At 61.9% G+C, this 25,940-nt stretch carries 26 protein-coding genes; 11 read left to right on the forward strand and 15 right to left on the reverse strand.

Annotated elements, in window-relative coordinates:
• Positions 1-111: 111 nt before the first annotated feature.
• Complete coding sequence (locus FZ934_RS02515) at positions 112-876, reverse strand: GGDEF domain-containing protein (RefSeq protein ID WP_153269778.1); 765 nt, start codon at positions 874-876, stop codon at positions 112-114.
• 317 nt (positions 877-1,193) lie between these two features.
• Here FZ934_RS02515 and FZ934_RS02520 point away from each other — a divergent pair, with 317 nt between their 5' ends.
• The 4 genes from FZ934_RS02520 to FZ934_RS02535 are packed head-to-tail and all read left to right on the forward strand — an operon-like array spanning position 1,194 to position 6,682.
• A complete protein-coding gene (locus FZ934_RS02520) occupies positions 1,194-2,555 on the forward strand; it encodes a TolC family outer membrane protein (RefSeq protein WP_153272340.1) in 1,362 nt (453 codons plus the stop codon).
• A gap of 19 nt (positions 2,556-2,574) precedes the next feature.
• Positions 2,575-4,737, forward strand: a complete 2,163-nt coding sequence (locus FZ934_RS02525) for a type I secretion system permease/ATPase (protein ID WP_153269779.1) — start codon at positions 2,575-2,577, stop codon at positions 4,735-4,737.
• Positions 4,734-6,023: an HlyD family type I secretion periplasmic adaptor subunit gene (locus FZ934_RS02530; RefSeq protein ID WP_153269780.1), complete on the forward strand. Its 1,290-nt coding sequence runs from the start codon at positions 4,734-4,736 to the stop codon at positions 6,021-6,023. The genes FZ934_RS02525 and FZ934_RS02530 overlap by 4 nt, the downstream gene beginning before the upstream one ends.
• A complete protein-coding gene (locus FZ934_RS02535; RefSeq protein ID WP_113363251.1) occupies positions 6,023-6,682 on the forward strand; it encodes a ribbon-helix-helix domain-containing protein in 660 nt (219 codons plus the stop codon). The genes FZ934_RS02530 and FZ934_RS02535 overlap by 1 nt, the downstream gene beginning before the upstream one ends.
• On the opposite strand, the gene FZ934_RS02540 is transcribed toward FZ934_RS02535, so the two are convergent.
• Both FZ934_RS02540 and FZ934_RS02545 read right to left on the reverse strand, forming a co-directional pair.
• Positions 6,683-7,315: a LysE family translocator gene (locus tag FZ934_RS02540; RefSeq protein ID WP_153269781.1), complete on the reverse strand. Its 633-nt coding sequence runs from the start codon at positions 7,313-7,315 to the stop codon at positions 6,683-6,685.
• Between the two features lie 127 nt (positions 7,316-7,442).
• Positions 7,443-8,276 (reverse strand): transglutaminase-like cysteine peptidase, encoded by an 834-nt coding sequence (locus FZ934_RS02545; RefSeq protein WP_246737827.1) that lies wholly within the window; start codon positions 8,274-8,276, stop codon positions 7,443-7,445.
• A 460-nt stretch (positions 8,277-8,736) separates the two neighbouring features.
• Here FZ934_RS02545 and FZ934_RS02550 point away from each other — a divergent pair, with 460 nt between their 5' ends.
• Positions 8,737-9,873: an ABC transporter substrate-binding protein gene (locus tag FZ934_RS02550; RefSeq protein ID WP_246737828.1), complete on the forward strand. Its 1,137-nt coding sequence runs from the start codon at positions 8,737-8,739 to the stop codon at positions 9,871-9,873.
• On the opposite strand, the gene FZ934_RS02555 is transcribed toward FZ934_RS02550, so the two are convergent.
• Complete coding sequence (locus FZ934_RS02555) at positions 9,870-11,396, reverse strand: ABC-F family ATP-binding cassette domain-containing protein (RefSeq protein ID WP_153269784.1); 1,527 nt, start codon at positions 11,394-11,396, stop codon at positions 9,870-9,872. The genes FZ934_RS02550 and FZ934_RS02555 overlap by 4 nt on opposite strands.
• Before the next feature lie 88 nt (positions 11,397-11,484).
• On the opposite strand from FZ934_RS02555, the gene FZ934_RS02560 reads away from it, so the two are divergent.
• The gene (locus tag FZ934_RS02560; protein ID WP_153269785.1) at positions 11,485-11,655 is read left to right on the forward strand and encodes a hypothetical protein; all 171 of its coding nucleotides are present in this window, start codon (positions 11,485-11,487) and stop codon (positions 11,653-11,655) included.
• 154 nt (positions 11,656-11,809) lie between these two features.
• Positions 11,810-12,112, forward strand: coding sequence for an alkylphosphonate utilization protein (locus FZ934_RS02565; RefSeq protein WP_153269786.1), 303 nt, complete (start codon positions 11,810-11,812; stop codon positions 12,110-12,112).
• Positions 12,113-12,374: 262 nt separating this feature from the next.
• Here FZ934_RS02565 and FZ934_RS02570 read toward each other — a convergent pair whose 3' ends face one another.
• On the reverse strand, positions 12,375-13,934 hold the full coding sequence (locus FZ934_RS02570; RefSeq protein WP_153269787.1) for a helicase HerA-like C-terminal domain-containing protein: 1,560 nt from the start codon (positions 13,932-13,934) through the stop codon (positions 12,375-12,377).
• 230 nt (positions 13,935-14,164) lie between these two features.
• Between FZ934_RS02570 and FZ934_RS02575 the strand changes: the two genes are divergently transcribed.
• Positions 14,165-14,563, forward strand: coding sequence for a hypothetical protein (locus FZ934_RS02575; protein WP_153269788.1), 399 nt, complete (start codon positions 14,165-14,167; stop codon positions 14,561-14,563).
• A 157-nt stretch (positions 14,564-14,720) separates the two neighbouring features.
• On the opposite strand, the gene FZ934_RS02580 is transcribed toward FZ934_RS02575, so the two are convergent.
• From FZ934_RS02580 to FZ934_RS02600, 5 genes are all read right to left on the reverse strand, one after another.
• Positions 14,721-15,044, reverse strand: coding sequence for a hypothetical protein (locus FZ934_RS02580; protein ID WP_153269789.1), 324 nt, complete (start codon positions 15,042-15,044; stop codon positions 14,721-14,723).
• A gap of 229 nt (positions 15,045-15,273) precedes the next feature.
• Positions 15,274-15,402, reverse strand: coding sequence for a hypothetical protein (locus FZ934_RS28390; protein ID WP_281409917.1), 129 nt, complete (start codon positions 15,400-15,402; stop codon positions 15,274-15,276).
• A 442-nt stretch (positions 15,403-15,844) separates the two neighbouring features.
• Positions 15,845-17,368, reverse strand: a complete 1,524-nt coding sequence (gene zwf / locus FZ934_RS02590) for a glucose-6-phosphate dehydrogenase (RefSeq protein WP_153269791.1) — start codon at positions 17,366-17,368, stop codon at positions 15,845-15,847.
• 79 nt (positions 17,369-17,447) lie between these two features.
• Positions 17,448-18,218 carry a trans-aconitate 2-methyltransferase gene (gene tam, locus FZ934_RS02595; protein WP_153269792.1) on the reverse strand — a complete coding sequence of 257 codons (771 nt, stop codon included), beginning with the start codon at positions 18,216-18,218 and terminating at the stop codon, positions 17,448-17,450.
• A 208-nt stretch (positions 18,219-18,426) separates the two neighbouring features.
• A complete protein-coding gene (locus tag FZ934_RS02600; protein ID WP_153269793.1) occupies positions 18,427-18,894 on the reverse strand; it encodes a cupin domain-containing protein in 468 nt (155 codons plus the stop codon).
• Positions 18,895-19,156: 262 nt separating this feature from the next.
• Between FZ934_RS02600 and FZ934_RS02605 the strand changes: the two genes are divergently transcribed.
• Entirely contained in the window at positions 19,157-19,639 is a 483-nt protein-coding gene (locus tag FZ934_RS02605; RefSeq protein ID WP_194273748.1) for a cupin domain-containing protein, read from the forward strand.
• Positions 19,640-19,654: 15 nt separating this feature from the next.
• Here FZ934_RS02605 and FZ934_RS02610 read toward each other — a convergent pair whose 3' ends face one another.
• Positions 19,655-20,728: a patatin-like phospholipase family protein gene (locus tag FZ934_RS02610; protein ID WP_153269794.1), complete on the reverse strand. Its 1,074-nt coding sequence runs from the start codon at positions 20,726-20,728 to the stop codon at positions 19,655-19,657.
• A gap of 106 nt (positions 20,729-20,834) precedes the next feature.
• Entirely contained in the window at positions 20,835-21,875 is a 1,041-nt protein-coding gene (locus tag FZ934_RS02615; protein ID WP_153269795.1) for a zinc-dependent alcohol dehydrogenase family protein, read from the reverse strand.
• A 249-nt stretch (positions 21,876-22,124) separates the two neighbouring features.
• Between FZ934_RS02615 and FZ934_RS02620 the strand changes: the two genes are divergently transcribed.
• Positions 22,125-23,012, forward strand: coding sequence for a branched-chain amino acid aminotransferase (locus FZ934_RS02620; RefSeq protein ID WP_153269796.1), 888 nt, complete (start codon positions 22,125-22,127; stop codon positions 23,010-23,012).
• A gap of 107 nt (positions 23,013-23,119) precedes the next feature.
• On the forward strand, positions 23,120-24,046 hold the full coding sequence (locus tag FZ934_RS02625) for a bestrophin family protein (protein ID WP_153269797.1): 927 nt from the start codon (positions 23,120-23,122) through the stop codon (positions 24,044-24,046).
• A gap of 3 nt (positions 24,047-24,049) precedes the next feature.
• Here FZ934_RS02625 and FZ934_RS02630 read toward each other — a convergent pair whose 3' ends face one another.
• The 3 genes from FZ934_RS02630 to FZ934_RS28520 are packed head-to-tail and all read right to left on the reverse strand — an operon-like array spanning position 24,050 to position 25,931.
• Complete coding sequence (locus FZ934_RS02630; protein ID WP_153269798.1) at positions 24,050-25,273, reverse strand: multidrug efflux MFS transporter; 1,224 nt, start codon at positions 25,271-25,273, stop codon at positions 24,050-24,052.
• On the reverse strand, positions 25,270-25,815 hold the full coding sequence (locus FZ934_RS02635) for a YbhB/YbcL family Raf kinase inhibitor-like protein (protein ID WP_348649086.1): 546 nt from the start codon (positions 25,813-25,815) through the stop codon (positions 25,270-25,272). Before FZ934_RS02635 ends, FZ934_RS02630 begins: the two co-directional genes overlap by 4 nt.
• A complete protein-coding gene (locus tag FZ934_RS28520; RefSeq protein WP_348649091.1) occupies positions 25,716-25,931 on the reverse strand; it encodes a hypothetical protein in 216 nt (71 codons plus the stop codon). The genes FZ934_RS02635 and FZ934_RS28520 overlap by 100 nt, the downstream gene beginning before the upstream one ends.
• Positions 25,932-25,940 lie beyond the last annotated feature (9 nt).

The following is a 25,940-nucleotide window of genomic DNA, read 5'->3' on the forward strand; positions in this document are numbered from 1 at the left end:
CCGGAAGGCAACGGAAGGTCCCAGAATCTCGAAAGAGGCGCTTCGGCGCCTCTTTCTGTTTCCAACGAGTTTAGTGGGATGTCGTCGCCCCGACGGGCTCCGGATCGGCTGCTAGGCGGCCGGGAGCCTCGAGATCGGCAAAGCTTCGTCGCTGTCGGCGCCGCCGCGCTGCATGGCCATGTCGTCGGCGAGCTGACGGATGTGGTTGAAGTCGGTCGGTCCTTCGAAGATCGCGCCGCCGAGGCGAATGTCGATCGTCAGATGCGCTTCACCGGCGGTGAAGGCGGCGTCCGAAACACGTCTGCGGATACGTGTGCCGACGTCCTGGGCGTTCTCGACGCTGGCGCCGGGCAGGAAGACGCCGAGCTCGTTCGAGGCAATGCGAGCCACCAGATCGCCGCTGCGAACCGAGGACTGTATGATGGCGGCGAGCGACTGCATCACCGTGTCGGCCCACTGCGGACCGTAGCGGCGGCTGATTGCATCGAGCGAATCAATGACGACCGCGATCATCACGCCACCGGCATCCGTGGCGATTCGCCGGCGCCTATCGATGTAGTGTTCGACGGCCGCGGCGAAGGCCGTACCGTTCAAAGTTTTGGTCACGGCATCGTGTCGCGTGGCAAAATTCAGCTTTTCCTGAATGATGCGAGTTTCCGCGCCTTTTAGTTGCAGCTTAATTAGAAGCGGAAATGCAACAAAAACTGAAATTAGCGCCGCGCCTGCAAATCCTACCAAAAATGGTCGATCCGGCGCAGCAAGGTTTAAGATAAGTAAAACCCCGACGGAAATCGCTGCGCAGCAGGCACTGCCAAGTGCGGCGATCCGAAGAGCAGAAGTAATTGTGGCGGAAGAGTAACGCTGGCCAAAATTCATCGCGGTTTTAAACCCGTTGGAAGTAAGGCCAGATAACCACAGCCGGGAAAACCCAGGATTAAAAAATCCTGTAAAATTCTCGCTTTAGGGACTTTACGGTGAGGAATTAACTGTCTCCGGAGGAAGGACCTGTGCCGCAATTGGAATGTGGAAAAAATGGTGTTACTTCTTTGCCGAATTTAATTCTTCGGTATACGGGTACACCGGTCGAATTTTGATGTTGAGGGGCATCCGTCTTGTTTAAGGGCAAAAGAATATTTGCAGCTTTGTCTGCCACTGTTGCTTTGAATTTTGCGTTCTACGTCGATGCCAATGCGATGTCGTTGCAGCAGGCAATCGAAAAGACCATGAAGACCAACCCGCAGATCTTGCAGGCTGCAAAAGATCGCGAGGCGGTTGAATTTGAGTTGCGCCAGGCGCGTGGTCTTTATTTGCCGTCTGTTGATCTAGAGGCAGGCATCGGTCGTCGTAGACTTTCCAACGCCAGCTCGGGCGCTTTGCGCTCCGACCATGATTACTTGTCGCCCGGCGATGTCGGCGTGACGGTTACTCAGACGTTGTTCGACGGCGGCAGCCGCAAGGCGCAGGTCGATCAGCAGGCATCGCGCGTCGATGGGGCCTCCTTTCGGGTCCTCGAACGCTCCGAAGCGCTCGCGCTCGAAGTAACCCAGGATTATCTCGAATACATGCTGCAGAACCAGATCGTGGCTGCCGCGAAGGAAAACGTTTCCTTCCACACCGCGATGGTCGGCGACATCAACGAGAGCATCAAGGGCGGTGCCCTGACCGATGCGGATCGTCTGCAGGGCAGCGAACGTCTGCAGGCCGCCAAGGCCCGTATGCGTGAGGCTCTCGAAGAACTCGAAGCGACGAAAATCCGCTTCCTCAAGGCCGTCGGCGAGCCGATCACCAATCCGCAGTCTCCGCCTTCGGTGGCGAAGTATGTGCCGAAGACGCTCGACGATGCGCTCTTCGTTGCCAACAAGAACAGCCCGCGTATCTATTCGGCCAATGCTGACGTCGATGCGGCGGATGCAGGCGTCCGCGGCGCGCGCGCCAACTACATGCCGAAGGTAAACCTCGAAGGTACCGCCCGCGTCGGCGACGACATCGACGGCGATTCAGGCAACACCAACGACTATCAGGTCCGCGTCGTTGCCCGCTGGAACCTCTATCGCGGCGGCATCGACGTTGCCCGCGAGCAGGAACAGATCCGTCGTGCCGGCGAACAGCGTTACGCGCTGGCGCAGGTTCAGCGCGAAGTTCAGGAATCGGTTCGCTCCGCCTGGAACGAGCGTGCAAGCCGCAGCGACCTTTCCGGCATCCTCGGCAAGCAAGCGTCGATCAACGACCAGCTCGTCGGTTCCTACCGTGAGCAGTTCAAGGTCGGTCAGCGCTCGCTGCTCGACGTGCTGGACGCACAGAACACCAAGTTCAATACCAAGGTCCTCGCAGACACGGCGCGCGTTGCCTCGCTGTTTGCCGAGTACAAGATCCTCGCCGCTTCCGGCAATCTGCTTCAGACGATGAAGCTGAAGCCGGTCGATCAGAGCAAGGCTTATGCGCGGGAAGAGTTTGTTGTCCCCGCGGGCGTGGCGAATCCCGGATATGCCGAAGTCGACTCTCATCAGAAGGCTGGCATGCCCCTGGATCTCCTAGCGCCAATTCGACAGCAGTAGTCGAAACGGCCATGGAACCATGCTGAACGTAGCACCTGAAACGACCAGCGGCACACCGCTCCAGACCTTTAAAGCCGCTTTCAAATCTGTGGCTGCGTTCTATGGCCGACCAAGCTCCGATACGGTCCTCTTCTCCGGTCTTCCGGATGAGGTGACCGAATCGCTGGATGGCGACGATGTGGAGCGCATTGCGGAGCGCATCGGCCTGCAGGTCATCAAGCATGGGGACCGCGAATGTCGCCTGGGCAATTTCGATTGCCCGGCAATCGTCGCCTTCGCCGATGGCGGCGTCCTGCCGCTTCTCGAGGTCGCCGAAGACGGCTCCTATGTGACGGATATCGTTCCGGTCGCGGGAGCCGCGATCAGGATCAGCCGCGAGGAGTTCGCGGCGCTTCGGCCGCAGCTCGCATTCGCCTTCACGCTGTACTATCAGAATGCCTCCGAAGAGGCGCTGGTCGGCAACGCCGTCGAGATCGAGAAGCGCCACTGGCTGGCGACGACGCTGACGCCTTACTGGCGCACCTACGTTCGCGTCATGGTCGCGGCGCTGTTCATCAACCTCATCGCGCTCGGCTCGCCGCTCTTCACGATGAACGTCTACGATCGCGTTCTGCCGAACAAGGCGATCTCCACCCTGTGGGTTCTCGCCGCCGGTATTTCGCTTGCCTACATCTTTGATTTCCTTTTGAAGACGGCCCGGTCGTCGCTGATCGACTATGCCGGCCGCAAGGCGGATCTGCGTCTCTCGCAGCTGCTGTTCGACAAGGTGCTGAATTCGACGCTGGCATCGCGGCCGATGTCGACGGGCGAATACGCCAATCGCATCACGCAGTATGAATTCGTGCGCGAGTTCTTCACGTCGAACACGATCGGCGTGCTGATCGACAGTCTCTTCGTCTTCATCTTCCTGGCCGTCATCTACCTGATCTCAGGCTGGCTCGTCGCTATCCCGGCGGTCGCTTTCGTCCTCTCGGTTGCGATCGGGCTTTGGGCTCAGGCGGCGATCGGCAAGCGCATGGCAACGGCCGCCAACGAAGCCTCCCGCCGCCAGTCGCTGCTGGTCGAGACGATCTCGACGATCGAGACGCTGAAAAGCCTGCGCGCGGAGGCGACCATGCTGCGCCGCTGGCAGGAACTGACCAAGTATTCCAGCCGCACCAGCGAAGAGATCAAGCATATCTCCACCAATGCCATCAACATGACGATGTTCGTGCAGCAGATGGTGAGCGTGCTGATCGTGATCGCCGGCACCTATGAGTTCTCCGAGGGCCATATCGCCATGGGCGCGATCGTCGCGACCGTGATGCTGGCGAGCCGTGCGGGAGCGCCGCTCGGCCAGATCGCCATGACTCTGGCTCGTTTCCGCCAGGCGACCATGTCGCTGCGCATTCTCGACAAGATCATGGAACAGCCGGACGATCGTCCGTCGACGGTCGGCTTCGTCAATCGCGAGATCTCTCGGGGCGCCTTCAGCTTCCAGGATGTGTCGTTCCAGTATCCGGGCTCTGACTATCCCGTCATCAACAAGCTGTCCTTCTCGGTCCGGCCTGGTGAGCGGATCGGCATCATTGGCCGTATCGGTTCCGGCAAGACAACGCTCGGACGGCTACTGGATGGTCTGTTCGCCCCGTCGGGCGGTCGCGTGCTGATCGATGGCGTCGATATCCGCCAGTATCACATGGCAGAAGTCCGCTCCGCCGTTGCCGTGGCCGGCCAGTCCTCCGACCTCTTCTCGGGCACCGTGAAGGAAAATCTCCTCATCGGTCGCGCCGACGCCACCGACGAGGAACTGCTTGAGGTCGCCCGCATGACCGGCGTCGACGAATTCGTCGGCAATCATCCGCGCGGCTTCGATATGCCGGTCGGCGAGCGGGGAACCAACCTTTCGAGCGGCCAGAAGCAGGCGCTGACGATTGCCCGTCTTCTCCTCACCAGACCGAAAATCGTCTTCCTGGACGAACCCTCCGGCGCCATGGACCTCGCGACCGAGCGAAACCTGATCCTGCGTCTGTCGAAGGCAATTAACCGCGATACGACTCTGCTGATTGCGACCCACCGCTACAGCATGCTGGAACTGGTCGATCGCCTGATCGTCATCGACAAGGGCCGCATCATCGCTGACGGTCCGAAGCAGGCCGTCATCGAAGCGATGCAGCGCAAGCCGGCGGGAGTGCAGCCATGAGCAACCAGCACGACAATCCGCCACTGCTGGCCCGCGGCATCCTCGCCCTCGTATCGCTGGTCTTTGCAAGCTTTCTGGCCTGGGCGGCGATCGCCGATGTCAACGAGATCGCGCGCGGCGAAGGCAAGGTCATCCCGGTCTCCAAAACCCAGATCATCCAGTCGTCCGAACCGGGCGTGGTACAGCAGATTGCCGTCGTTCTCGGACAGGTCGTCCGCAAGGGGCAGCTGCTGGTTCAGCTCGACAACACGACGACGACGTCAACGCTCGGTGAATCAGTTGCCAAGGCGAGGGCGCTCGGCGCCAAGGTCGCGCGGTTGAAGCTTGAGGAAGCCGGTCAGTACGATGCACCTTATGTCTGCCCGCAGGAGATCCTCGCGGTCGCCAAGGACGTCTGTAGCAACGAGACCCAGCTTTTCGCCGCAGACCGCGCCAGCTACAAGAACAAGCTCGGCGTGCTGCAGGAACGCGTGCGTCAGCGCGAGAACGAGCTTTCCGAAGCGCATGCGAATATCGACCGGCTGGAGCAGAACATCGACGGCGCGCAGCGCCAGTACGATCTGATCAGCCCGCTGGCCAAGAAGAAGCTGGTTGCCGAGACCGAGGTCCTGAAGACCGAGCGCGACCTCACCGACCAGAAGGGCCAGCTCAAGGTCTATCAGGAAAGCCTCGATCGGCTGCAGGCCGCTGTCCAGGAAGCCAAGTTGCAGCTCGGCGATCTGGCGCTGGAGCTGCGCCAGCAGGCACTGACGGACAAGGCCCAGGCTCTGGCCGAGCTTTCCGTCGTCGATGAAACCATTCGCGGCGCATCCGACCGCGTCAAGCGCACCGATATCCGCTCGCCGGTTGATGGCATCGTCAACACGCTGGAAGTCAATACGATCGGCGCTTACGTCGATCCGGGCAGGGTGATCGCCGGCATCGTTCCAACCGCCGACACGTTGCTTGTTGAAGCGAAGATTTCGCCACGCGACGTCGCTTTCGTTCGTCGCGGCCAGCCGGCGGTCGTCAAGATCACGGCCTATGACTTCTCGATCTTCGGCGGCCTCGAGGGCGTCGTGGAGAACATCTCGGCCGACAGTCTGGTCGAGAAGGAAAAGGGCGAAACCTATTACCTCGTGCAGGTAAAGACCGACCGTTCGGAACTGCAGCGCAACGGCAAGGCCTATCCCATTATTCCTGGCATGGTCGCTTCCGTCGAAATCATGACGGGCAATAAGACCGTTCTCAGCTATCTCATGAAGCCGATCAACAAGGCGCGCAGCGAAGCGCTGACGGAGCGATAATGCTGATTGTGAAGCCCCGCACAGATGCGTTGTCCGATCTCGAGCCGATCGAGGAGCCTTTGCCCTCGATTGATGCCGAAGAGATCGAGCCGCGTTTCCGTGCGGTGGTGGGTCGCGGCGGCGAGCGCCGCGGTATTCGCCTTGAGCGGATTTACTGGGATGGTCTTGGTCGCATGTCGACATCAGGCAAGATGAGCACGGCCGATCTCGTGCACTACACCGCCTCACAGATGCCGGAATCGGGCAATCTGGCGTCGCTGCTGCGTGTTCTCAGCCTGAAATGGGCGCTGCGTCGTCTCGATACCGTCGAAGACATCTCGTCGATGGCAAACACCAACGCGATCATCCAGGCATCGCCGTCTCCGACCATCCTGTTGACGCACGACAAGAAGGTTCAGCTGTTCAACGATCCCTTCCTGTCGATGCTGCGCCAGCGCCTGCCGATGACGGATACGGCGCAATTGACCAAGGGCCTGCGCTTCTCCATCGACACGCATATCGAGGAAGCGATCGCCACGCTTGAGCGAAACAAGGGCAAGACCCTGAACACGGGCTTCACCATCACCGTCGGCACGCAGACGATGAAGGGCCAGATCAATCTCGCCCTGGCGCCGACGCACGAGAAGTCGATGCTGATCGGCTATATTTCCCGCTACTGATCAGCTTCTCTGCAGCGCCAGATGGGCGCCGAGGCCGACGAGCGTCGCGCCGCCCAACCGCCGCACCAGCCGCTGCGCCGATGTCGAGCGCCGCAGCCTGCCGATCACGGCGCCGGCCAGGAACACGCAGACGATATCGGCGGATGAAAAGATCACGTTGACGATTGTGCCGAGGATGACGAACTGCAGCCAGACCGGGAAGCTGGCCGATGCATCGATGAACTGCGGCAGGAACGCGAAGAAGAAGATTGCCGTCTTCGGGTTGAGCACGTCGATCATGAAGCTCTCGAACAGCGCCCGCCGTCCCGATTTAGGCTCCGTGCCGGGCAGGGCGGTCTCGCCCTCCTGCTTGCCGCGAAACAGCGAGATGCCGAGCCATACCAGATAGGCCGCACCGACCAGCTTCACCGCCATGTAGAGAACAGGCACAGCGTGAAACAGGATGGAGAGACCGGCGGCTGCGGCCGCGACGTGTACATAACAGCCGAGATGAATGCCGAGCGCCGCCATGAACCCCGCCCGTCGACCGCGCGCCATGGTCTGGGCCGCCGCGTAAAGCATGGCCGGCCCCGGCATGTAGGCGAACAGCGTGGTGGTGATGAAGAAGCTGATCAGCAGTTCGGCGGATGGCATCGGTTCGTCCCCATTCATGCGCTAAGCCGTTGATATCAGGCTGTACCTGATCTGCATAGCAGAGAGAAAAGAGACCGTTGATGTCATGTCAGGACCCTGCAGAGGGATCCGGAAGAGTCGTGGTGCGTCAGAAAGTGACGCCTTCACCGGGCGCGACCTTCTCGATCGGCATGGCCGAGGCCATCTGCCCGCCACCGACGCGCGAGCCGTGGATGAAGCCCTTGCCGCCGGCGATCGAATAGAGCGGCATGTAGTCGGGCAGCCGCGTATCCGGCAGCACCTCGTCGCGCATGTTGTCGAGGATGAAGCGGTTGCCTTCGACCGAGACCGAGAGAACCGCGTGGTAGAAGTGGCGCTTCTGGTCGAACAGAACGACGATCGCCATGTCCTTGAGATCAACACCCTCGGCATGCAGGGCTGCCATCTTCAGGATCGCGAAGTCTTCACAATCGCCCTGCTGGCGCGCGATCGTCTCCGTCGGCGTCGCCCAGTAGTCGGCAACCTTGTAGGTCTCGATATCGCGCTTGTAGCGGATCGCGTGATTGACCGTATTGTTGACGGTATTCATCTTGTCGCGGATCGAGGCCTGCGAGGTCTTCGTGAAGGCTGCCTTGATCGCCACTGCGGCATTGGTGCATTTGCCGGCACCGCAGTTGATCGCGGTGCCGTCGGTCATCTCGGCGAGAGATGGCGCAAGACGCTTCAGCGCTGCCAGCCGTTTGAAGGGAATTGCGACCGAACCGAACACGCCGCTGTCGCTTGGCGCTGCGATCGACGGGCGCGCTGCGGGCTTCGGCGCAATGGCGCTTTCACGCGTCCATCCGGCCGGCGCCGGCTCGCTGAACGCCGTCGTAAACGTCTGCGTAAGTCCGCGCCCGGCAAGGCTCAGCAGGTCGCCGATAGCGCCAACACCGGCAAACTTCGAAAGGTTCGCTACCGTGCTGACAGAAGAATAAGACAAGTAAATTCCGCCGGAAATTGTAGATGACGGAAGAAATGTTGCTGGAGTAGAGTTGGCGACAAAAGGAAAAAATGCGGATGCTAATGTAATAAATGCCGAAGTCGCTATTTTTGTTCTTTTTTTCATAAGCGTAAAATCTCTCTGTTTGAGAGAAATGTACGCAGCAGCCATAAATATCGGGTGTGGAAGCTTGGATAAAGTTGAACGAAATTATCTGCTAGAAAACGCAGAAAATTTTAGCGTTCGCATAAACCAACTTTGGGTGAATGGTTTGCTTTCCCTTGCGGCCTGTGTAGATATGGGATCAAGAAAATCGCGGTTTTGTGGGGCTGCGGACACGGTGGGGGAAACGGTGACGGTGCAACGGATTGGGCATGCGCGAAGCTCGCATGGTTTACAGCGGGCGCGGCAGGCTCAGCCTCTGAGCACTTTCGGGAGCCTGCGGCTCACGGCTCGCTTCATGGCGCCGCTGCTTTTCGTCCTTTGCGGCGCTCTGGCGAGCTGCCAATCCGATGTCGATGGTGTCGCCAAGAATGTGAAGACAAACGACATCAAGGCGCCGGCAAGCGATGTCGAAGAATCCTTTGGCGAGAGCGGCGCCGAGATCACATTGCTGCTGCAGAAGGGCGGCAGCGGTCTCTTCGAAGGGCCATCGCGTGATATCAGGGATGCGGCGGGCTTGAGTGTTGGCGATCTCGGCGGCAACCAGGCCTTCGTCAAGGTCGTCGATGCGTCCAGCGCGGCAAATGTGGCGACTGCGGTTTCGGCGGCGAAGGCCAGAAACGTGGCGCTGCTCATCAGCTATCTTCCACCACAGGTGACCGCGTCGATCGCTGCCATGCCCGCCGATCAGAGGCCGCCTCTGGTCAATCTCGGCGTACCGGTACCTGCGATGGCAGGCAACGTCTACAATCTGGTGTCGGATGAGATGGACAGCGCCGTGGAGGGTCTGCGTGCGGCGGCGGCGAGCGGCCACAAGAAGGTGGTCGCCTTCGCACAGACGGATTTCCCGCAGGCAGGCGAATTCAAGCTCGGAGACACGGTTCGCGCATCCGGCGGCACCTTCCTCGGCATGACGCGCTATAATCTGACCGATGCGTCCGCGTCCGATGCCGTGCAGAAGAGCCGTCCGATGCTGCAGGGCGCCGATACCGTCCTGATCCTAGGTCGGACGGCTATCGCCACCACGATCGAGGGTGCGATCAAGGCGGGCGGGCCACCGAACCTGACCTTCGTCGGCACCAGCGCCTGGCCACCGCAGACCTACGCGGAGCCGACCGCGAACGGCACCGTGATTGCCATGGTCGAGCCGGAAGGCGCCTCGCTGATCGCCGAGCGCTACAAGCGGCATTACAAGCGCACGCTCTCCACCGATGCCGCCTATGGCTACGATGCCGTGGCGATCGCATCCGGCATTATTCGCACGAAGGGTCCGGCGGGCCTGAACGCGGAGAATCTGACGAGCAAGACCGGCTTCCGTGGCGTGACCGGGCTGTTCCGGCTGACGCCCTCAGGCCAGGTCGAACGCCGCCTCAGCCTCTTTACGATCAGCGGCGGAAAGCTCACCCTGCTCTCCGCCGCTCCGACCTCGTTCTAGGTGGCGCTATAGGCCGCGGCGAAGAATGGCTCCGGACTTTCCACTTCGGTGAGCCGCCGGCGCTCGATCTGCCAGAACCGGTTGCCGACCGCGCGCACGAAGCTGCGGTCGTGCGACACGACGAGGCAGCTTGCCTGATGCGCCATGAGTTCGCCTTCGAGCGCTTCCTGCCCATCGATATCGAGATGGTTGGTCGGTTCGTCGAGCAGGTAGAAGTTCGGCTCCGCCAGCCGCAGGACCAGCATGCCGAGCCGCGCCTTCTGGCCGCCGGACAATCGCCCGACGGGACGAGCCTGCATCTCGATCGTCATGCCGGCGCCCGCCAGCAACGAGCGCGCCCGCTGATCGCCGACATCGAAACGACGAATGATCGTTTCCATCGGCGTATCGGCATCCTTCAGATCGGCAAGCGCCTGGTCGCTATAGCCGAGCACCAGCGAGGGCGTGGCCTTGATGCCGTCCTGCGCAGTTTCCACGTTACCGATCGCCTTTCGAAGCATGGCAATCAGCCGCGATTTGCCAGCGCCGTTCTCCCCAAGCAGGACGATCCGGTCTCCCTGGCAGATGAACTGCTTGCCGGTCCGAAACAGCGGCGTGCCGTCAGGCGTCCGCACCTCGGCATCGTCGAGCGTCACCAGCACCTTGGCATGGGTGCCACGATTGGCGAGCCTGATCGCCCCCGCAGATCGCTCCAGATGGGCGGGCTTTGCCGCATCCTCCAGCTTGTCGGCGCGTTGCTTCAATTGCTTGGTCTTGACGACGAGCAGGTCGCTTCCGGAGTTGATGCCGATATTGTTGAGCTTCGCCGCCTGCTTGCGCAGTTGCTCTGCGGTCTTCATGTCGCGCTCGTAGCGTCTCCTGTCGGCCGCATCCGCCTCATCCAGTGCCGCCCGGGCGCGGCTGTAGGGCAGGGAGAAGACCTGCGATTGCTCCGGTCTCAGGAACAGGGTCCGATTGGTGACGGCATCGAGGAAGGCGCGATCGTGGCTCGAGATGATGACGGGCACATCGCGCGGCAGGGCGTTCAGCCAGCTCTCGAGTGCGGCGATCTTGCCGAGATCGAGGTGGTTGGTCGGCTCGTCGAGCAGCAGTGCATCGGGCTCCATAACCCAGGTACGCGCCAGCATCGCCAGCCGCTGCCAGCCGCCGCTGAGCTGCCCGACCGGGCGACTGCGCAAGGCTTCCGGCACCTCCAACGAGTCCAGCACGATATCGACGCGCCAGCTCTCGTTTGCCTGCTGGTCGGCCGGCAGCGCCTGCAGAACAGCGTCGTGGAACGGCAGGTCAAGCAGCCTCGCCGGCACGTCCTGCTCGACATAGCCGATCGTCAGCCCGCGCGAACGCGTGATGTCGCCCTGGGTAGCCTCGAGCGCACCGGAAATGCAGCGCAACAGCGTGGACTTGCCGCGCCCGTTGGCGGCGACGAGCCCGAGCCGGTCGCCGGCGTTGATAACGAGGTCCAGCTTGGCAAAAAGCGGCGCGCTGAGAGTGACGCCGAGATTGCGGATATTGATAAGGGTCATGATCTTGCTCTGGTCTTGCCGAGCGAGCACACGGGCGAGGGCGTACAGCCTTCATCGCGTGCGTGTGCTCGAGCTCGGGAATGAATAGATGCAGACGAGCGAAATGCCCGAACTGCTGCCACGAGGGGCAGACCAGGAAGAGAGTCTGGAGAACGGTCTCTGGTCAGCCCTGCAAACGCATCTGCAGGGCGTTGACGGGGCCACGTTGCCGGTAGAACCGGAAATAGAAATTATGCACGCGACCCTCCTTTCTCTTTGAGTGCACAGCCGAAATACCATCGGGCGGGCAAAATTGCAATCGAGGCGGTCGCAGCGCGCGTCTCGCACGCCGCCTGACAGCCCAGCTTGCGCAAGGCCGCGTGCTTGTTGTAAGCGGCCCTCACAGCGAATTCTTGATCTCGAGGAGAAACGCCATGGCCGGCGGTGATGACGACTATGTCTATGACGAAGTGACCGGGGAATGGCGTCCGGCTTCCGAGCTGGCTGCCGCAGGGCAGGGGAGCGCCGAAGTTCGGGACGCGTCCGGAAACGTCCTCAAGGACGGCGACTCCGTCACCCTCATCAAGGACCTGAAGGTCAAGGGCGCCAATCAGACGCTGAAGCAGGGTACGGTTATCAGGTCGATCCGGCTGACGGACAATCCCGAAGAGATCGACTGCCGCCACGAGGCCATCAAGGGCCTCGTCCTGCGCACGGAGTTCGTGCGTAAGCGCTGAGCGGAATGCATCTGGGAAGAGGGCTTTAACGCTCTCAGCCGGTCGGCAAAGCCACGCGGCATATTGGGATGGATGCCCCACCGACGTCACCCCGGCCATGAGCCGGGGTCCAGCGCGCGCAAGTCCTTGCGCGTAGAAGGTCTTTCGCACCGCAGACGCGGTGCCGCTGGATGCCGGCTCAAGGCCGGCATGACGGAGAAAGTGATGGCTCCGCGGAAAAGAGCACTTCGTCAGCGGTTCGAAGGGCGGTAGCGCCCTCCGCCTAGCGCTTCAGGCTGCCGAGGATGCCGCGCACCAGTGCCCGGCCGACCTGCGTCGCAACCGTCCGGGCAACGCTCTTCATCGCCGCTTCCACCACCGTCTCGCGCTGGTAGCCGGGCGAGCGGGCGCGGCCCTGGGTCTTGCCCTGCTGCTCGTCATTGTCGTCGCCGAAGCCCGGCAGCGTCCAGCGGCCCGAGGCGCTGCCTTCGGTCGGCTGTGTCGGCTGCGCCTGCCTGGCGGCATCGGCGTCCGACGCCTTCTTGGCGCGCGCCGCCAGGATTTCGAAGGCGGATTCCCGATCGAGATCCTCATCGTAGACGCCGAGCACCGGGCTCTTGTCCATGACCTCCTGGCGCTCGGGATCTGTCAGCGGGCCGACGCGACCGGATGGCGGCCGGACCAGTGTCCGTTCGACGATCGAGGGCGAGCCCTTCGCTTCCAGTGTCGACACCAGCGCCTCGCCGGTGCCGAGCGTGGTAATGACGGTGGCGCAGTCGAAGGCCGGGTTCGGGCGGAAGGTGTCCGCGGCCGTCTTCACCGCCTTCTGCTCGCGCGGCGTATAGGCGCGCAGCGCATGCTGCACGCGGTTGCCGAGCTGGGCGAGGACGGTTTCCGGCACGTCGAGCGGGTTCTGCGTCACGAAATAGACGCCGACGCCCTTCGAGCGGATGAGGCGCACGACCTGCTCGACGCGCTCGAGCAGCACCTTCGGCGCATCGTTGAAGAGTAGATGCGCTTCGTCGAAGAAGAAGACGAGCTTCGGCTTGTCGGGATCGCCCACTTCGGGCAATTCCTCGAAAAGCTCTGACAGCAGCCAGAGCAGGAAGGTCGCGTAGAGCCGCGGGTTCATCATCAGCTTGTCGGCTGCGAGCACCGAGATCTGGCCGTAGCCGCGGTTGTCTGTGCGCATGATGTCGGAAATCTTCAGCGCCGGCTCCCCAAAGAAGTGTTCGGCGCCCTGTTGTTCCAGCACCAGCATCGCGCGCTGGATCGAGGCGACGGATGCCTTCGAGATCAGGCCGAACTGGCTGGAGAGCTCCGTGGCGTTCTCCGCCATGTAGTTCAGGAGCGAGGAGAAGTCCTTGAGGTCGAGCAGCGGCAGTCCGCCCTGGTCGGCGATCTTGAAGGCAATGTTGATGACGCCTTCCTGTGGCTCGGAGGCATCCATGAGGCGAGCCAGCAACAGCGGCCCCATCTCGGCAATGGTGGTGCGGACGCGGTGGCCCTTTTCTCCGAAAAGGTCCCAGAAGATGACCGGGAAGCGGTCGAACTCGTAGTCGTCGAAGCCGATCTGCTCGGCGCGCTTGGTGAGGAAGTCCTTCGGCTCGCCCTTCGCGGCGATGCCCGACAGGTCGCCCTTGATGTCCGAGCAGAAGACGGGCACGCCGGCCTTCGAGTAACCCTCGGCAAGCACCTGCAGCGTTACCGTCTTGCCGGTGCCGGTGGCGCCCGTGACGAGACCGTGGCGGTTTCCGAATTTCAGGTCGAGATATTCGGGCTTGTTGATGCTGTCGTCCGGATTACGGCTGACACCGACGAAAATCTTGCCTTCCTCGAGCATTTCGGAACGTCTCCCTCCGGCATTCGATGCCGCTTGCGTCAAAATGCGGAGCGCAGTTTCCGCATGGTCATTGTAATATCGCCTGACTGTTATAAGCAGGCAGCTCCGTGCGGACAACTGCCTGCATTAAAAGGAAAAGTGGGATAAGCTCGGCCTGACGGGCGGACCGCTTGAGTTGCCGCATGAACTCGATTAACGTTGACGTTAACGTCAAAAATAGGAGGCTGACGATGAATGAAATCGTGGACCAGATCGCCGCGCGCGTAGGCATACCTGCGGAAGTAGCGGAAAAGGCCGTTGGCATGATGCTCGGCTTTCTGCAGCGTGAGGCCGCCGATGGCCCTGTCGCCAAGATGATCGAGGCCATTCCCGGCGCGTCGGATCTCGTCGCCAAGTATAACGGCGAGGGCGAAACCGGTGGCGGTGGCCTGCTTGGCAGCATCATGGGCGCGTTCGGCGGAGCCGGCGGCGTCATGGCGCTCGGCCAGCAGCTGATGAGCGAAGGCCTCGGCATGGGCGAGATCACCACGCTTGCCAAGGAAACGATCGCCATTGCCGAACAGCACGCCGGCAAGGAAGTTGTCGACGAGGTCGTTGCCTCGGTGCCTGGCCTCAGCCAGTTCGTCTGACGATAGAGCGCCGTGCGTCCTTAGGGACGCACAAAGGACGCTCTATCTTATTGAATATAAAGGATCGGCCCGAAAATCGTTTCCGGTTTTCGGGCCGATCCTGTAGTGCGAATTCGCAATGGGCGGCGTCGCGCTGCCCATTGCTTCCGGCGCCCGGTTATTTCGAAATGCCGAGAAGCGTCAGAAATACTTTCGCCTGGTCTCGCGCCGTCTGTCGATCGGCGTTATCGATCCATTCCTGTCCGCAGAACTTCGCAACGTCATCCTTGTCGGCAGCCGCATATTCCGGATGCCGTGAACCCGCGATCGTCTGCTGCCAGGCGCAGCCGAACATTCTGCTTTCCGTGATGGCGCCGTCGCAGCCTGTGCTGAGGCAGATCGCAACCGTGTGCTGGCTCTCAAAATTGCCGAGGGTTGCCTTGCGGTAGGTGTCTATCCAGGTGTCGCGCGTAGTGCGGCAACGCGCGGGGTCCGCACTCATGCTGCAGTTCTTCTCGGCGATGTAATCCCGCGCCGCAGGCCAGTCGGAAACTTCCGCCAGACTGACGCATCCGCAGGCTAAAAGAGCGGCCACCCAATGCAATTTCGACCCTCGTCGTCGCACGACCCGAACCTGGTGCGTGAATCACTTCACGCCAGTTCGATTACTCTTTTACGTGTTGTCAGTGCGCGCCGGAAGCCGCAATCTTCACTGCCGGCGACAAGCGAGATCAATGCTTGCTCTTGGTTTCCCGGGCGAGCTTCAAAATGACATCGTCGGCCGCATCGGCGAGGGCCATTGCAATTTCGGCAGCCTTCCAGCCTCTCTTCTCCCCATTCTTGATGAGTTCGAAAAGCATAGGCTCGAATTCGGACCTACAGGTCTCCATTCGCTGGTCTGAGTTCAAGCGATTCTTGGAAGATTGAATATCTGTCATCTCAATACCCCAGATTTAGAGGGTAGATTTATCAAGGCGGCTGAAGAGCGCAAGTAAATATGTTAATCGAACATTAATAATTCGATTTTTTGACTCACCTCTTCCGTAAACAACTGGAAATCCAAGAAGGGCCCGCCGGGGTTTGACGAGCCCCGCCTTCTTTGTCGCACTGGAAAAGCAACGCGGTCAGCCCGAAAATCTTGCGTTTGCGCATGCTCCCAGTCAACTCCTACTTATTTTGTATGGACAGAGGATCGGATCCCGGAGTGGCGCAGTAATTCCTGCGGGATAAAGCTGGGTCGGGGCCGGAAATAGCTGTGCTTTTCTATATCGGCCCCGAAAATATACTAACTTAAAAGTGCATTTATTCAGCTTGTTTTTTATGGTTGTGCGTCAAAACGCCCAGCGCGTGCCACTGCCGTCCGTCCTGCTGGATGAGGTCGTCGGCGCAGGCGGGACCCATGCTCCCGGGGGCATACGGATCCGGTCGTTTCGCACCTGATGCCCACACGTCGAGGAAGGGCTGAACGGCCGCCCAGCCAGCCTCGATCCCGTCGGCTCGCTGGAAGAGCGTCTGGTCGCCGATGAAGAGATCGTAGAGCAGGGACTCATAGCCCGTCATCTTGCCGATATCGAACATGTCGGCGTAGCGGAAATCGAGCGACACCGGAACCGTATCGACGGAGAGGCCCGGCGACTTGATGGAGAGTTCGACGCTCAGGCCTTCATCGGGCTGTACCTGGATCACCATGCGGTTCGGCGGCAGGCTGCGCTTGATATCGGTTTCGCGAAACTGCGCGAAAGGCACCTGTCGGAACGTGACGACGATTTCGGTGTCACGCGCCGTCATCGCCTTGCCTGTCCTGAGATAGAAGGGCACGCCAGCCCAGCGCCAGGTATCGACATAGAGCTTCAACGCGACGAAGGTTTCCGTATCGCTGTCGGGCGACACGTCCTTGCTGTCGCGGAAGGCGGTGATGGGGTTGCCGTTCAGCGTCCCCCCGGTGTAGGCGCCGCGCACGGCATGCGTCTCGGCCTCTTCGGGCGTATAGATGCGCAGCGCGCTGAGCGCCTTGCTCTTCTCGCTGCGGATCGCCTCCGCGCCGAAGTCGTTCGGCGCTTCCATCGCGATCATCGCCAGCAGCTGGAACAGGTGGTTCGGTACCATGTCGCGGAGCGCGCCTGTCGCATCGTAGAACTTGCCGCGCATGCCGACATCGACGGTCTCGGCGGCGGTGATCTGCACGTGGTCGATGTAGTTGTTGTTCCAGAGCGACTCGATCATCATGTTGGCGAAGCGCGCCGTCAGAATGTTCTGCACCGTTTCCTTGCCGAGGAAGTGATCCAGCCGGTAGACTTGGCTTTCCGCCACGCGGCTGAGGATCTCGGCGTTAAGCGCGCGTGCCGAGGCGAGGTCGGTCCCGAAAGGCTTTTCGATGGCAATGCGCCGGAAACACCCGTCGCTTTCCTTCGTCAGCCCATGCTCAGCCAGCTTATCGACGAGCGGGCCGAAGAATTGCGGCGGCACCGCGAAGTAAAAGGCAGCATTGCCGCTTTGCGATGCTTTCAGCCGCTCGGCGATCTGCAGGAATATATCGTCCTTCGTGAAGTCGCCGGAGATATAGGCGATGCGTTTCTTGAGACGCTGCCAGCCATCGCTCTTCTGATGCGCGCCGCCATCGTCCATGCCGGCGAGAAAGCTGTCGAGATGATCGACCAGCATCGCGTCGTCGCCGGCATCGATGCCGATGCCGAGAATATGCAGATCGTCTCCGACCATGCCGCTCTGCGTCAGGTTGATGATCGCCGGCACCAGCAGGCGTCGGGTGAGGTCGCCTGTGGCGCCGAAGATGACGAGGGTGACCGGCGGGGTGGGGGCTACGTCCATGGTGATCTGCTCCTTGTGGCCGCGGTCAATATAAAGCGCGCCTGCATCGTCACAAGTGGCGGTGCAGGCGCGTGACGTCTCAGGCTTTTACTGCGACCATGAAGAGGCGCGGAAAACGCAACAGCACGCGGCCGTCGGACATCTTCGGATAGGCCTTCTCGACGCGGGCGTGATAATCCGCCAGGAATGCCTCGCGGTGCTCTTCGCCGGCATGGTCGAGATAGGGTCTGAGGCCGGTCCCCTTCACCCATTCGACGATCGCGGCGGCATCGGCCATCGGGTGATTGTAGATCGTATGCCAGATGTCGACCCTGGCCGATTTGGCGATCAGCCGGCTGTAATAGGTCGATGGGTCAGGCAAAGGGTTCCGGCGAACGCTCCTGGCGGCGAATGCGGCCTTCCAGGGGCCGGCATGCCCGGTTTCATCCATCAGCAGGTGCGTCGGCTCATTCAGGTTGTCGGGCATCTGCACGGCAAGCGCGCCGCCCGGTGCAAGCCCGTCCATGAGCTTGTCCAGCAGGTCGATATGGTCAGGCAGCCACTGGAATACGGCGTTTGCAAACAGCAGGTCGACAGGTTCGCTCGGCTGCCATGTCGCGAGGTTCGCTTCCACGAATGCCGTGTTGGGCAGCCGCCTGCGGGCCGCTTCCAGCATGTTCAGGTCGCTGTCGAGCCCGACGACGCCGGCGCTCCCGTAGCGGTCTATGATGAGCTCGGTCGAATTGCCCGGGCCACAGCCAAGATCGATCGCCCTGTTGATGCGCTCCAGCGGAACCTGGGCAAGCAGATCCCGCGCCGGGCGGGTGCGCTCGTCTTCGAACTTCACATACTGGCTGGCAGACCATGCCATGGGATGCACTCCTTGCTAACACATTGCTTGCTGCGCCTACGCGCATTCAGTTTGTATTGCGAGGCACGCGCTTCCGGAAGGGATAGCTTTGTTTTGAAACGAGAATGTGAAGAGGAGATGCGATCGGCAGGCCGAGACTGGCGCGATCATCGGCGCCGGTCTCGTCTTTGCTGTTCAGATACTTGGCAGTAGAGCCAAGGCGTTGCCGTCAGGCCGCCAGGATCGTGATGCCGTGGGCGTTGGGCGCAGCCTTCATGCGTTCCATCGTTTCCGAAGACGGCGTTGCCTTCGGCGGCTCCTGCGAGCCGGTGGCTTCCAGGAATTCGGCCATGTCGCTGTCGACGATCGCCGCGAACGTGGCGGTCTCGGTACCGGGATTGGAATAGGCGTGAGCCTGGTTCGCTTCGATGCGAACGATATCGCCCGCCGTCGCCTCGAACTCGTCGATGCCGTTTCCAGTAGCCCGGCGAACGGTGAGCCGACCTTCGAGGATCCGGAAGACCTCGGGGCTTGCATGGCGATGCAGAGGCATCCGGCTGCCGGGTGGCACCGTCACGTCGAAGATGTTGAGCCAGCTTCCCTGCAGACGAGCCCGTCGCTCGATCCGGTCGCCCAGGACGAAGAATACCTTCGCGCTCGCCTGGGCAGGCGCTTTCACAAATGAGTTGGACATCATGTCTCGCTTTTTCTTTTTCTTGGCGGCGAGCCCGTTAGACCTTTCCGGAGCCCTTGGCAACCCGCCCGTTTTATCGCCTGTGGCGCTAGCAGCGTCGGCCGCCATGTGGGTAGCGATCCCGCCGGTATCAAGACGGCGCTTCATGTTGCTGTTCGGTTTCGGCCGGGACCGCCCCTTCCGACGCGCTCTTCCGGGGGGAGCCGTGCTTCAACCAATTTTGGCGGTGTGCTATCGTCAAAGCGATCAACGGGGGATAGTGGCTATGTCGGATTTCCGAAAGGCAGTTGTCTCTTTGCCGGGCCGCGAGCGCGTCGCCCGGACGCCCTTTGGTGCCAGGATTGTGATCCATGCCACGGCCGCCGAGACCGGCGGCGCATTCGGAATGTGGGAAACCTTCACGCCGCCCGGCCAAGGGCCGGCGCCCCATACGCACACGCGCGAAACGGAAGTTTTCCGCGTTATCCGCGGGCTCTACCGCGTTCGATGCGGCAACGATGAGTTCGACGCCCCTCCTGGAACGGTGGTGGTTCTGCCGCCGCATGTCGCGCACAGCTGGCGCAATATCAGCGACGAGCCGGGCCAGATGTTCGCGACGGTCACGCCGGGGGGCTGCGAGCAGCTGTTCATCGATATCGAGGCGCTGAATGCTGACACACCCGAGAAAATCGCGGTAATCGAGGCGCGCCTCGGCATCATCAACGATGCGACGCTGGCCCTCGATCTGGCGGCCGCAAATCGAGTATAGGCCACGGGCACCGCTTCAAGCCGCATCGCTTTTCTGGTCGCTGGCCTGCTCTTCCAGGATGCGCCGCGCAACCTCGTCCAACGCCTTGGCATTGTCCTTGGCAAGCGATGTGGCGATTGCCATCAACGCCTTGATATTGTCAGGCGAGGCATCGTCGAGAGCGTCGTTTTCCTTCTGCGTCAGCTGGCGGTCGAGGCGGAAGTAATCGAGGCTCCGAACGTTGGCATCCGTCACGACGGTCGAGTAGTCGATCTCGGTGCCGACAGGGTTGAGGAGCGAATTTGCCTGATAGGAAGCCGTGCTTGCCTGTCCCTGCATCAGGATGGAAATCAGCGGCGTATCGTGGGCCGGGTGCATCCAGCCGACGGCACCCCAGCCTTTGGCCTCCTGATAGGCGACCGGTCGGTTCTGCTGGCCCGTTCCGAGCGACAGGAAGACCAGCCGATCATCTTGCCAAGGCTTTTTGCGGGCCTCGACATACGCCGCAAGGATCGGGTCGTTGGCGAAAACGCCGCCATCGATCAGCGGCACGAAGCGGTCGTCCTTCTTCGCGCCGATCCGCTCGATCAGTGCCGGCGGAAAGTAGGTCGGTGCCGCCGAAGTTGCTCTTGCCGCCTCCCAGTAGCGGAAATTGCTGTTCTTCTTGTCGGCGTTCGACATGAAGAGCGCCGTCCGGTTGCGAATGTCGTAGGCAGGGATGAGGACTGTCGACAGGCCCTTGTCCAGCGTCGCGGTTCCCAGCCGCTCCTTCAGCTTCGCCTCGAGCGCCACGGTTTCATAGCTCGGGCCGCTCAGCCCGTATGGATTGATGATGTCGCCGAGCGGCGGTTTGCGAAAGATCTCGCCGCCCTCGTTTGCGTAGAGCTTAAGGAGATCGGACGGCGTGCAGGCTGCTTCGCCGGCCTTCGACGGGTGAGGGCAGGTCAGGCCGGCCGCGATGATGCCGCCGGTCGACGTACCCGCGATCAGGTCGAACGCCCTGTGGAGCGGCAGCCCGTCCAGCCGCTTGGCCAGTTCCACCAGAATCGCGGCCGGAATAATGCCGCGAATGCCGCCGCCGTCGATCGAAAGAATAAAACGCGTTGCCATTTGCCCCTCCACGCCGGTTCATCCGGTCGTAGAGAGTATGAATTGCAACCAAAAGAATACTACAAACTGAAACGCTCTTTTTGATTGAGATCGGTTGCAGGCCGGATCAGAACTGGGTGATGACGCTGATCCCGATGCCCTCGGCGCGATCCATGGTCATCAGGCCGGGAATTGCCTCCTCGAGTGTGATGCGCCGGCCGATCAGCTTCTGCGGTGCGATCTTGCCGGCCGCGAGCATCGATAGCATCGCATCATAGCGCCAGGCCTGCATGCCGTGGCTGCCGTAGATCTCCAGTTCATGGCCGATCACCTGCGCCATCGGGATCTGCGGCGTTGCATGTTCGCCGAGCATAAGGCCGATCTGCACGTGCCGCCCGCGCCGGCGCAGGTTCTTGATCGAGTTGAAGCAGGTGACGGGATGGCCGAGCGCGTCGATCGAGACATGCGCACCGCCCTTGGTGATCTCGCGCACCGCCTCGGCCACGTCAGCCACGCGGCTCGCATTGATCGTCGCCGCCGCCCCGCATTCGCGCGCGAAGGCAAGCTTCTCGTCGGAAAGATCGATGCCAACAGCGTTCGCGCCGAGCGCCGTCGCGATCATGATCGCCGAGAGGCCGACGCCGCCACATCCGTGCACGGCGATCCACTCTCCGGGGCCGGTGCGCGCCTGGTCGGCGACGGCGCGAAACGAGGTCGCAAAGCGGCAGCCAAGGCTTGCCGCGGTAGCGTCGTCAATGCTGTCGGGCAGATGCACGAGGTTCGTGTCGGCGTACTCGATCGCGACATATTCGGCGAACGAGCCCCAATGCGTGAAGCCCGGCTGGAACTGGTTGGGGCAGACCTGCTGGTTGCCGGAATGGCACTCGCCGCAATGGCCGCAGCCGGAAACGAACGGCACGGTCACCCGGTCTCCGACCTTGAAGCGCACGACGCCCTTGCCGGTTGCGACCACCTTGCCGGCGAGCTCGTGGCCCGGCACATGCGGCAGCTTGATATCGGGATCGTGGCCCATCCACCCATGCCAGTCGCTGCGGCAAAGGCCGGTTGCGCCAACGGCAATGACCACGCCGTCCTCGGTCGGTGTGGGATCGGCCAGTGTGCGGATTTCAGGAGCCTTCTCGAAGGCGTCGTAGAACATGGCTTTCATCGATCGTACTCCGAAGCGGTCATTGCGATTCCGCCTTATGATGACACGCCGCCTGCGTCGCTTCCAATCGCACCATCCATGATTTTCGGTGATGCACCCATCGACGGTGTTCAATGAGGTGCGAACGAATATTACTCCACTACCGACGCGTCCGTCATTTTCTTGCTTCCGGTTTTGCAGCAAGGATTTCTTCTTGACCCGCTGTCTGCAGGGGGATTTTGCTCTTTCGACTTTTCAAGGAGAATGCCCATGGCCGTCGACACATCGCCCCGTTCCTCCACCTGGACCTACGTCGAGGGAGAGTGGCTCACCGGCAATCCACCGCTGATCGGGCCGACTTCGCACGCCATGTGGCTGGCCTCGACAGTGTTCGACGGCGCCCGCTGGTTCGATGGCATCGCGCCGGATCTCGACCTGCATTGCCAGCGCGTCAACCGCTCGGCGATCAACATGGGTCTGAAGCCGATCAAGACCGCTGAGGAGATCGAGGCGCTGGCCTGGGAGGGCATCAAGAAGTTCGACGGCAAGACGCCTCTCTACATCAAGCCGATGTATTGGGGCGAGCATGGTTCGGCCGGTAGCGTCGTCACGGTCGACGGCGAATCCACGCGGTTCGCGCTGTGCCTGTTCGAAGCGCCGCTCGGCAACAACGCCCCAAATTCATTGACCGTTTCGCCCTACCGCCGCCCGTCGCCGGAAACCGCGATGACGGATGCGAAGACCGGTTCGCTTTATCCGAACAGCGGCCGCGCCATCGCCGAAGCCAAGAGCCGCGGCTTCGACAACGCGCTGATGCGCGACATGAGCGGCAATGTCGCAGAGACGGCCTCCTCCAACGTCTTCATGGTCAAGGACGGCATCATCTCGACGCCGATCGCCAACCGCACCTTCCTTGCCGGCATCACCCGAGCCCGTGTCATCGGCCTCCTGCGCAAGGCCGGCTTCGAGGTCCGCGAAGTGACGCTGTCGGTCGACGATTTCATGAGCGCCGACGAGATCTTCACATCGGGCAACTATTCCAAGGTCGTCGGCGTCAGCCGTCTCGACGGTCGGGATTTCCAGCCGGGGCCGGTCACCCGCAAGGCGTTCGAACTCTACATGGACTGGGCCTTCGGTCGCAGCGAAAGCGACAGCTAAGTCAGTCGCATCTGTCTGAGTGGAGTGGTCGCGCTTGCCGCGGCCATTCGGTCGGCTGTAGGAGGAGAGCCGAAGCCCATTATTCGAACGACCGAGAAGCCCGCGTCATGATCGTGCGCCCCCGTCCCAGCCTGCTCAAACTCTTCTTCATTCTTCGCGGCTCGATCATCAAGCAGGTCTTCCCGCAGATCCTGTTGACCGGCTTCCTCTCCTCGTTGGTCGTGCTCGTCCACAGCGTCTGGCCGGGCACCCTGCCGGTCTTCAGCGGCGCGCCGTTCGCGCTTCTCGGCATCGCTATTTCCATCTTCCTCGGTTTCCGCAACAACGCCTGCTATGACCGCTGGTGGGAGGCGCGCAAGCAATGGGGACAGATGATCTTCTCCGCACGCCACTTCGCCCGGCAGACGCTGCTGCTCGAAACCGCAAGTGGCGAGGCCGGGGCCGAAGCGCGCAGACGTCTCGTCACGCTCGTCATCGCCTTCATCCAGTCGCTGGTACCGCACCTGCGCGCCGGCAGCGGCCGCGAGAAGGTCGAGCATCTGTTGTCGCCGGAGCTGAAGGCCCGCTATCACGCAAGCCGCACGCCGCCGGAGGCGATCTCGCTGGAAATCGCGCGGGAGCTTGCCGATCTGCGCGCCAGGGGCATGCTCACAGACATCTCCTATCAGATCCTCGACAAGACGCTCGGGGAGCTGACGCTGGCGCAGGCCTCCTGCGAGCGCATCCGCTGGACGCCGGTGCCGTTCGGCTACACGCTGCTGCTCCACCGCACGGCGCACCTCTTCTGCCTGCTCCTGCCATTCGGCTTCGACGACGTTCTCGGCTGGTTCATGCCCTTTGCGACGGCGCTGGTCGCCTACACCTTCTTCGGCCTCGATGCACTGGGCGACGAGCTGGAAGCCCCCTTTGGCAACCAGCCGAATGCGCTGCCGATCGGCGCCCTTGCTGACACGATCGAGATCAATCTGCGCGAAGCGCTGGGAGAGACGGACCTGCCGCCGCTCCCGACGCCGGTGGATTATCTGCTGATGTAGGCTCTACGCCTCTTTCGGCCGTACCAGCCAGGCATAGGCGGCGCCCGCAATCAGCAGCACGCAGGTCCCGAGGAACACCGCCCGCATGCCGATATGGCCGCCGATGAAGCCGCCGAGCACCGGGCCGGCGACCTGGCCGACATATTGCGAGGAGACGGACAGGCCGAGGATGCTGCCGGCAGCACTATCGGGCACGCTGTGGCGGATGACCGCGGAAATGCAGGGCAGGAGCCCGCCGAGCGCGATCCCCATCAGGAAACGCAGGATGATCAGCTGCCAGGAGCTGGTCACGAACGCCTGCGGGATCAAAAGCACGCCGGCAACGCCGAGTGCGCCCGCTATGACAGGCCAGTGACCGATCCGGTCGGCAAGCTTGCCGAGGCGTGAGGCCGACAGGATGCTGCCGAGGGCTGCGGCCGACATGACGACGCCTGCAATCATTGTTACCCTGCTGGGATCTTCCGCCAGCTGCGCGACATAGACGGTGATGATCGGCTCGATCGACATGTTGGCGAGCATCAGCAGCATGCCGGTTGCGAGCATCGCGATGACGGGGCGCTTGTCCGGGATCGAGGCCCAGCCGCCGCTCGCCTTCGCCGCCTGCTTGCGGGTAGGCGACTTCTCTTCCTTGATCAGGAAGGTGGTTGCCAGAAACGCGAGGAAGATCATCGCGCCTGCCGCAAGGAACGTATTGCGGATGCCGATCAGCGGCGGCAGGGCGCCGCCAATCAGCGGGCCGACCAGATTGCCGGCCATGATGCCCGACGCGAGCACGCCGAGCGCCCAGGCGGACCGATCCTTCGGCGTCTGGGTGGCGACCAGCACCATCGAGCCGGACGAATAGCCGCCGGCGAGCCCAACGAACAGGCGGAGCGCCACCAGCTGCCAGACATTGTCGGCCATGCCCATCAGCGAGATCGCGACCGTCATGCCGGCGCTGGCGCGCACCAACATCAGCTTGCGTCCGTAGATATCGCCGAGCCTGCCCCAGAGCGGCGCCACGAAGGCGGCGGCGAGGAAGGTCGCCCCGTAGGCGATGCCCGACCACTGGACGATCGCCGCATGGTCGCTGACACCGAGTTCCTCGACATAGAGCGGCAGAAACGGGAGCAGCAACGTCATCGCGACGATCGTCGTGAAGGAGCCGAGCAGCGAAATGACCAGATTGCGCTTCCAGTAGATCGAGCCGCTATCGGCGACGGCGGCGTCCCATTTGGTATCGGTCATTTCGTGGCCTTTGCATTGATCGTATAGGTCAGTTCAGCCGCGCCGGAGGCAAGGACATGTCCCTTCGCGGCAGCAAGGAAATCGGCGCGGGTGAAGGCGTCGGGAAGCGCGAACCTGTCGCTATCGAGCGCATAGACCGTTACCCGGTAGCGGTGGATGCGCAGGTCGCTCCAGGGCGGGCACGCGCCCATATAGCCCCCATGCGGCCCATCCTTCAAGAAGGCGGCGAAACCGTTCTGCCCGCGCCGGCCGTGCTTGGTCGTCTCGAGCGCAAGACCACCTGCCAGCATGCCGTCGCTGTCCGCGCCCTCGGCAAGTTCCGTGAGCGATGCAGGGATGTCGGCAAGGATCCAATGCGTGAATTCCATGCGCGGCATATCGGTGTCGATCTCTGTCCCTTCCTTGTTCAGCAACGAAAGATCGGCCGGAACGTCGGGGTCGGTCATCGCAAGCGCGTAGGAGCGGGTTCCGACTGGGCCTTTGGTCCAGGAGAGAGCAGGGCTCTTGTTGCTGCCCGCCGCAGCTTTGCCGCCAGCCGCGATGCAGGAAGCGTGCCGCCGGGCCCGCTGTCGCGGAAGGTCACCGTCATGTCGGCGGCCAGGAGAGGCGTGGAGAAAGACAGGATGGCGGCGGCTGTTGCAATGGTTCTGATACGCATGAATTCGTC

It is taken from the genome of Rhizobium grahamii, from assembly GCF_009498215.1.
In the GTDB taxonomy this organism is placed as follows: Bacteria; Pseudomonadota; Alphaproteobacteria; order Rhizobiales; family Rhizobiaceae; genus Rhizobium; species Rhizobium grahamii_A.

Bases quoted from the DNA above. Each gene is read 5' to 3' on its own strand.
- FZ934_RS02615 (WP_153269795.1), bottom strand. From the start codon at position 21,875: ATGAAAGCCATGTTCTACGACGCCTTCGAGAAGGCTCCTGAAATCCGC.
- FZ934_RS02580 (WP_153269789.1), bottom strand. From the start codon at position 15,044: ATGAGTGCGGACCCCGCGCGTTGCCGCACTACGCGCGACACCTGGATA.
- FZ934_RS02520 (WP_153272340.1), top strand. From the start codon at position 1,194: ATGTCGTTGCAGCAGGCAATCGAAAAGACCATGAAGACCAACCCGCAG.
- tam (WP_153269792.1), bottom strand. From the start codon at position 18,218: ATGGCATGGTCTGCCAGCCAGTATGTGAAGTTCGAAGACGAGCGCACC.
- FZ934_RS28520 (WP_348649091.1), bottom strand. From the start codon at position 25,931: ATGCGTATCAGAACCATTGCAACAGCCGCCGCCATCCTGTCTTTCTCC.
- FZ934_RS02625 (WP_153269797.1), top strand. From the start codon at position 23,120: ATGATCGTGCGCCCCCGTCCCAGCCTGCTCAAACTCTTCTTCATTCTT.
- FZ934_RS28390 (WP_281409917.1), bottom strand. From the start codon at position 15,402: ATGCTTTTCGAACTCATCAAGAATGGGGAGAAGAGAGGCTGGAAGGCT.
- FZ934_RS02530 (WP_153269780.1), top strand. From the start codon at position 4,734: ATGAGCAACCAGCACGACAATCCGCCACTGCTGGCCCGCGGCATCCTC.
- FZ934_RS02570 (WP_153269787.1), bottom strand. From the start codon at position 13,934: ATGCTCGAGGAAGGCAAGATTTTCGTCGGTGTCAGCCGTAATCCGGAC.
- FZ934_RS02600 (WP_153269793.1), bottom strand. From the start codon at position 18,894: ATGATGTCCAACTCATTTGTGAAAGCGCCTGCCCAGGCGAGCGCGAAG.
- FZ934_RS02560 (WP_153269785.1), top strand. From the start codon at position 11,485: ATGCAGACGAGCGAAATGCCCGAACTGCTGCCACGAGGGGCAGACCAG.
- FZ934_RS02540 (WP_153269781.1), bottom strand. From the start codon at position 7,315: ATGCCATCCGCCGAACTGCTGATCAGCTTCTTCATCACCACCACGCTG.
- FZ934_RS02620 (WP_153269796.1), top strand. From the start codon at position 22,125: ATGGCCGTCGACACATCGCCCCGTTCCTCCACCTGGACCTACGTCGAG.
- FZ934_RS02515 (WP_153269778.1), bottom strand. From the start codon at position 876: ATGAATTTTGGCCAGCGTTACTCTTCCGCCACAATTACTTCTGCTCTT.
- FZ934_RS02550 (WP_246737828.1), top strand. From the start codon at position 8,737: ATGGCGCCGCTGCTTTTCGTCCTTTGCGGCGCTCTGGCGAGCTGCCAA.
- FZ934_RS02575 (WP_153269788.1), top strand. From the start codon at position 14,165: ATGAATGAAATCGTGGACCAGATCGCCGCGCGCGTAGGCATACCTGCG.
- zwf (WP_153269791.1), bottom strand. From the start codon at position 17,368: ATGGACGTAGCCCCCACCCCGCCGGTCACCCTCGTCATCTTCGGCGCC.
- FZ934_RS02535 (WP_113363251.1), top strand. From the start codon at position 6,023: ATGCTGATTGTGAAGCCCCGCACAGATGCGTTGTCCGATCTCGAGCCG.
- FZ934_RS02565 (WP_153269786.1), top strand. From the start codon at position 11,810: ATGGCCGGCGGTGATGACGACTATGTCTATGACGAAGTGACCGGGGAA.
- FZ934_RS02555 (WP_153269784.1), bottom strand. From the start codon at position 11,396: ATGACCCTTATCAATATCCGCAATCTCGGCGTCACTCTCAGCGCGCCG.
- FZ934_RS02630 (WP_153269798.1), bottom strand. From the start codon at position 25,273: ATGACCGATACCAAATGGGACGCCGCCGTCGCCGATAGCGGCTCGATC.
- FZ934_RS02610 (WP_153269794.1), bottom strand. From the start codon at position 20,728: ATGGCAACGCGTTTTATTCTTTCGATCGACGGCGGCGGCATTCGCGGC.
- FZ934_RS02525 (WP_153269779.1), top strand. From the start codon at position 2,575: ATGCTGAACGTAGCACCTGAAACGACCAGCGGCACACCGCTCCAGACC.
- FZ934_RS02605 (WP_194273748.1), top strand. From the start codon at position 19,157: ATGTCGGATTTCCGAAAGGCAGTTGTCTCTTTGCCGGGCCGCGAGCGC.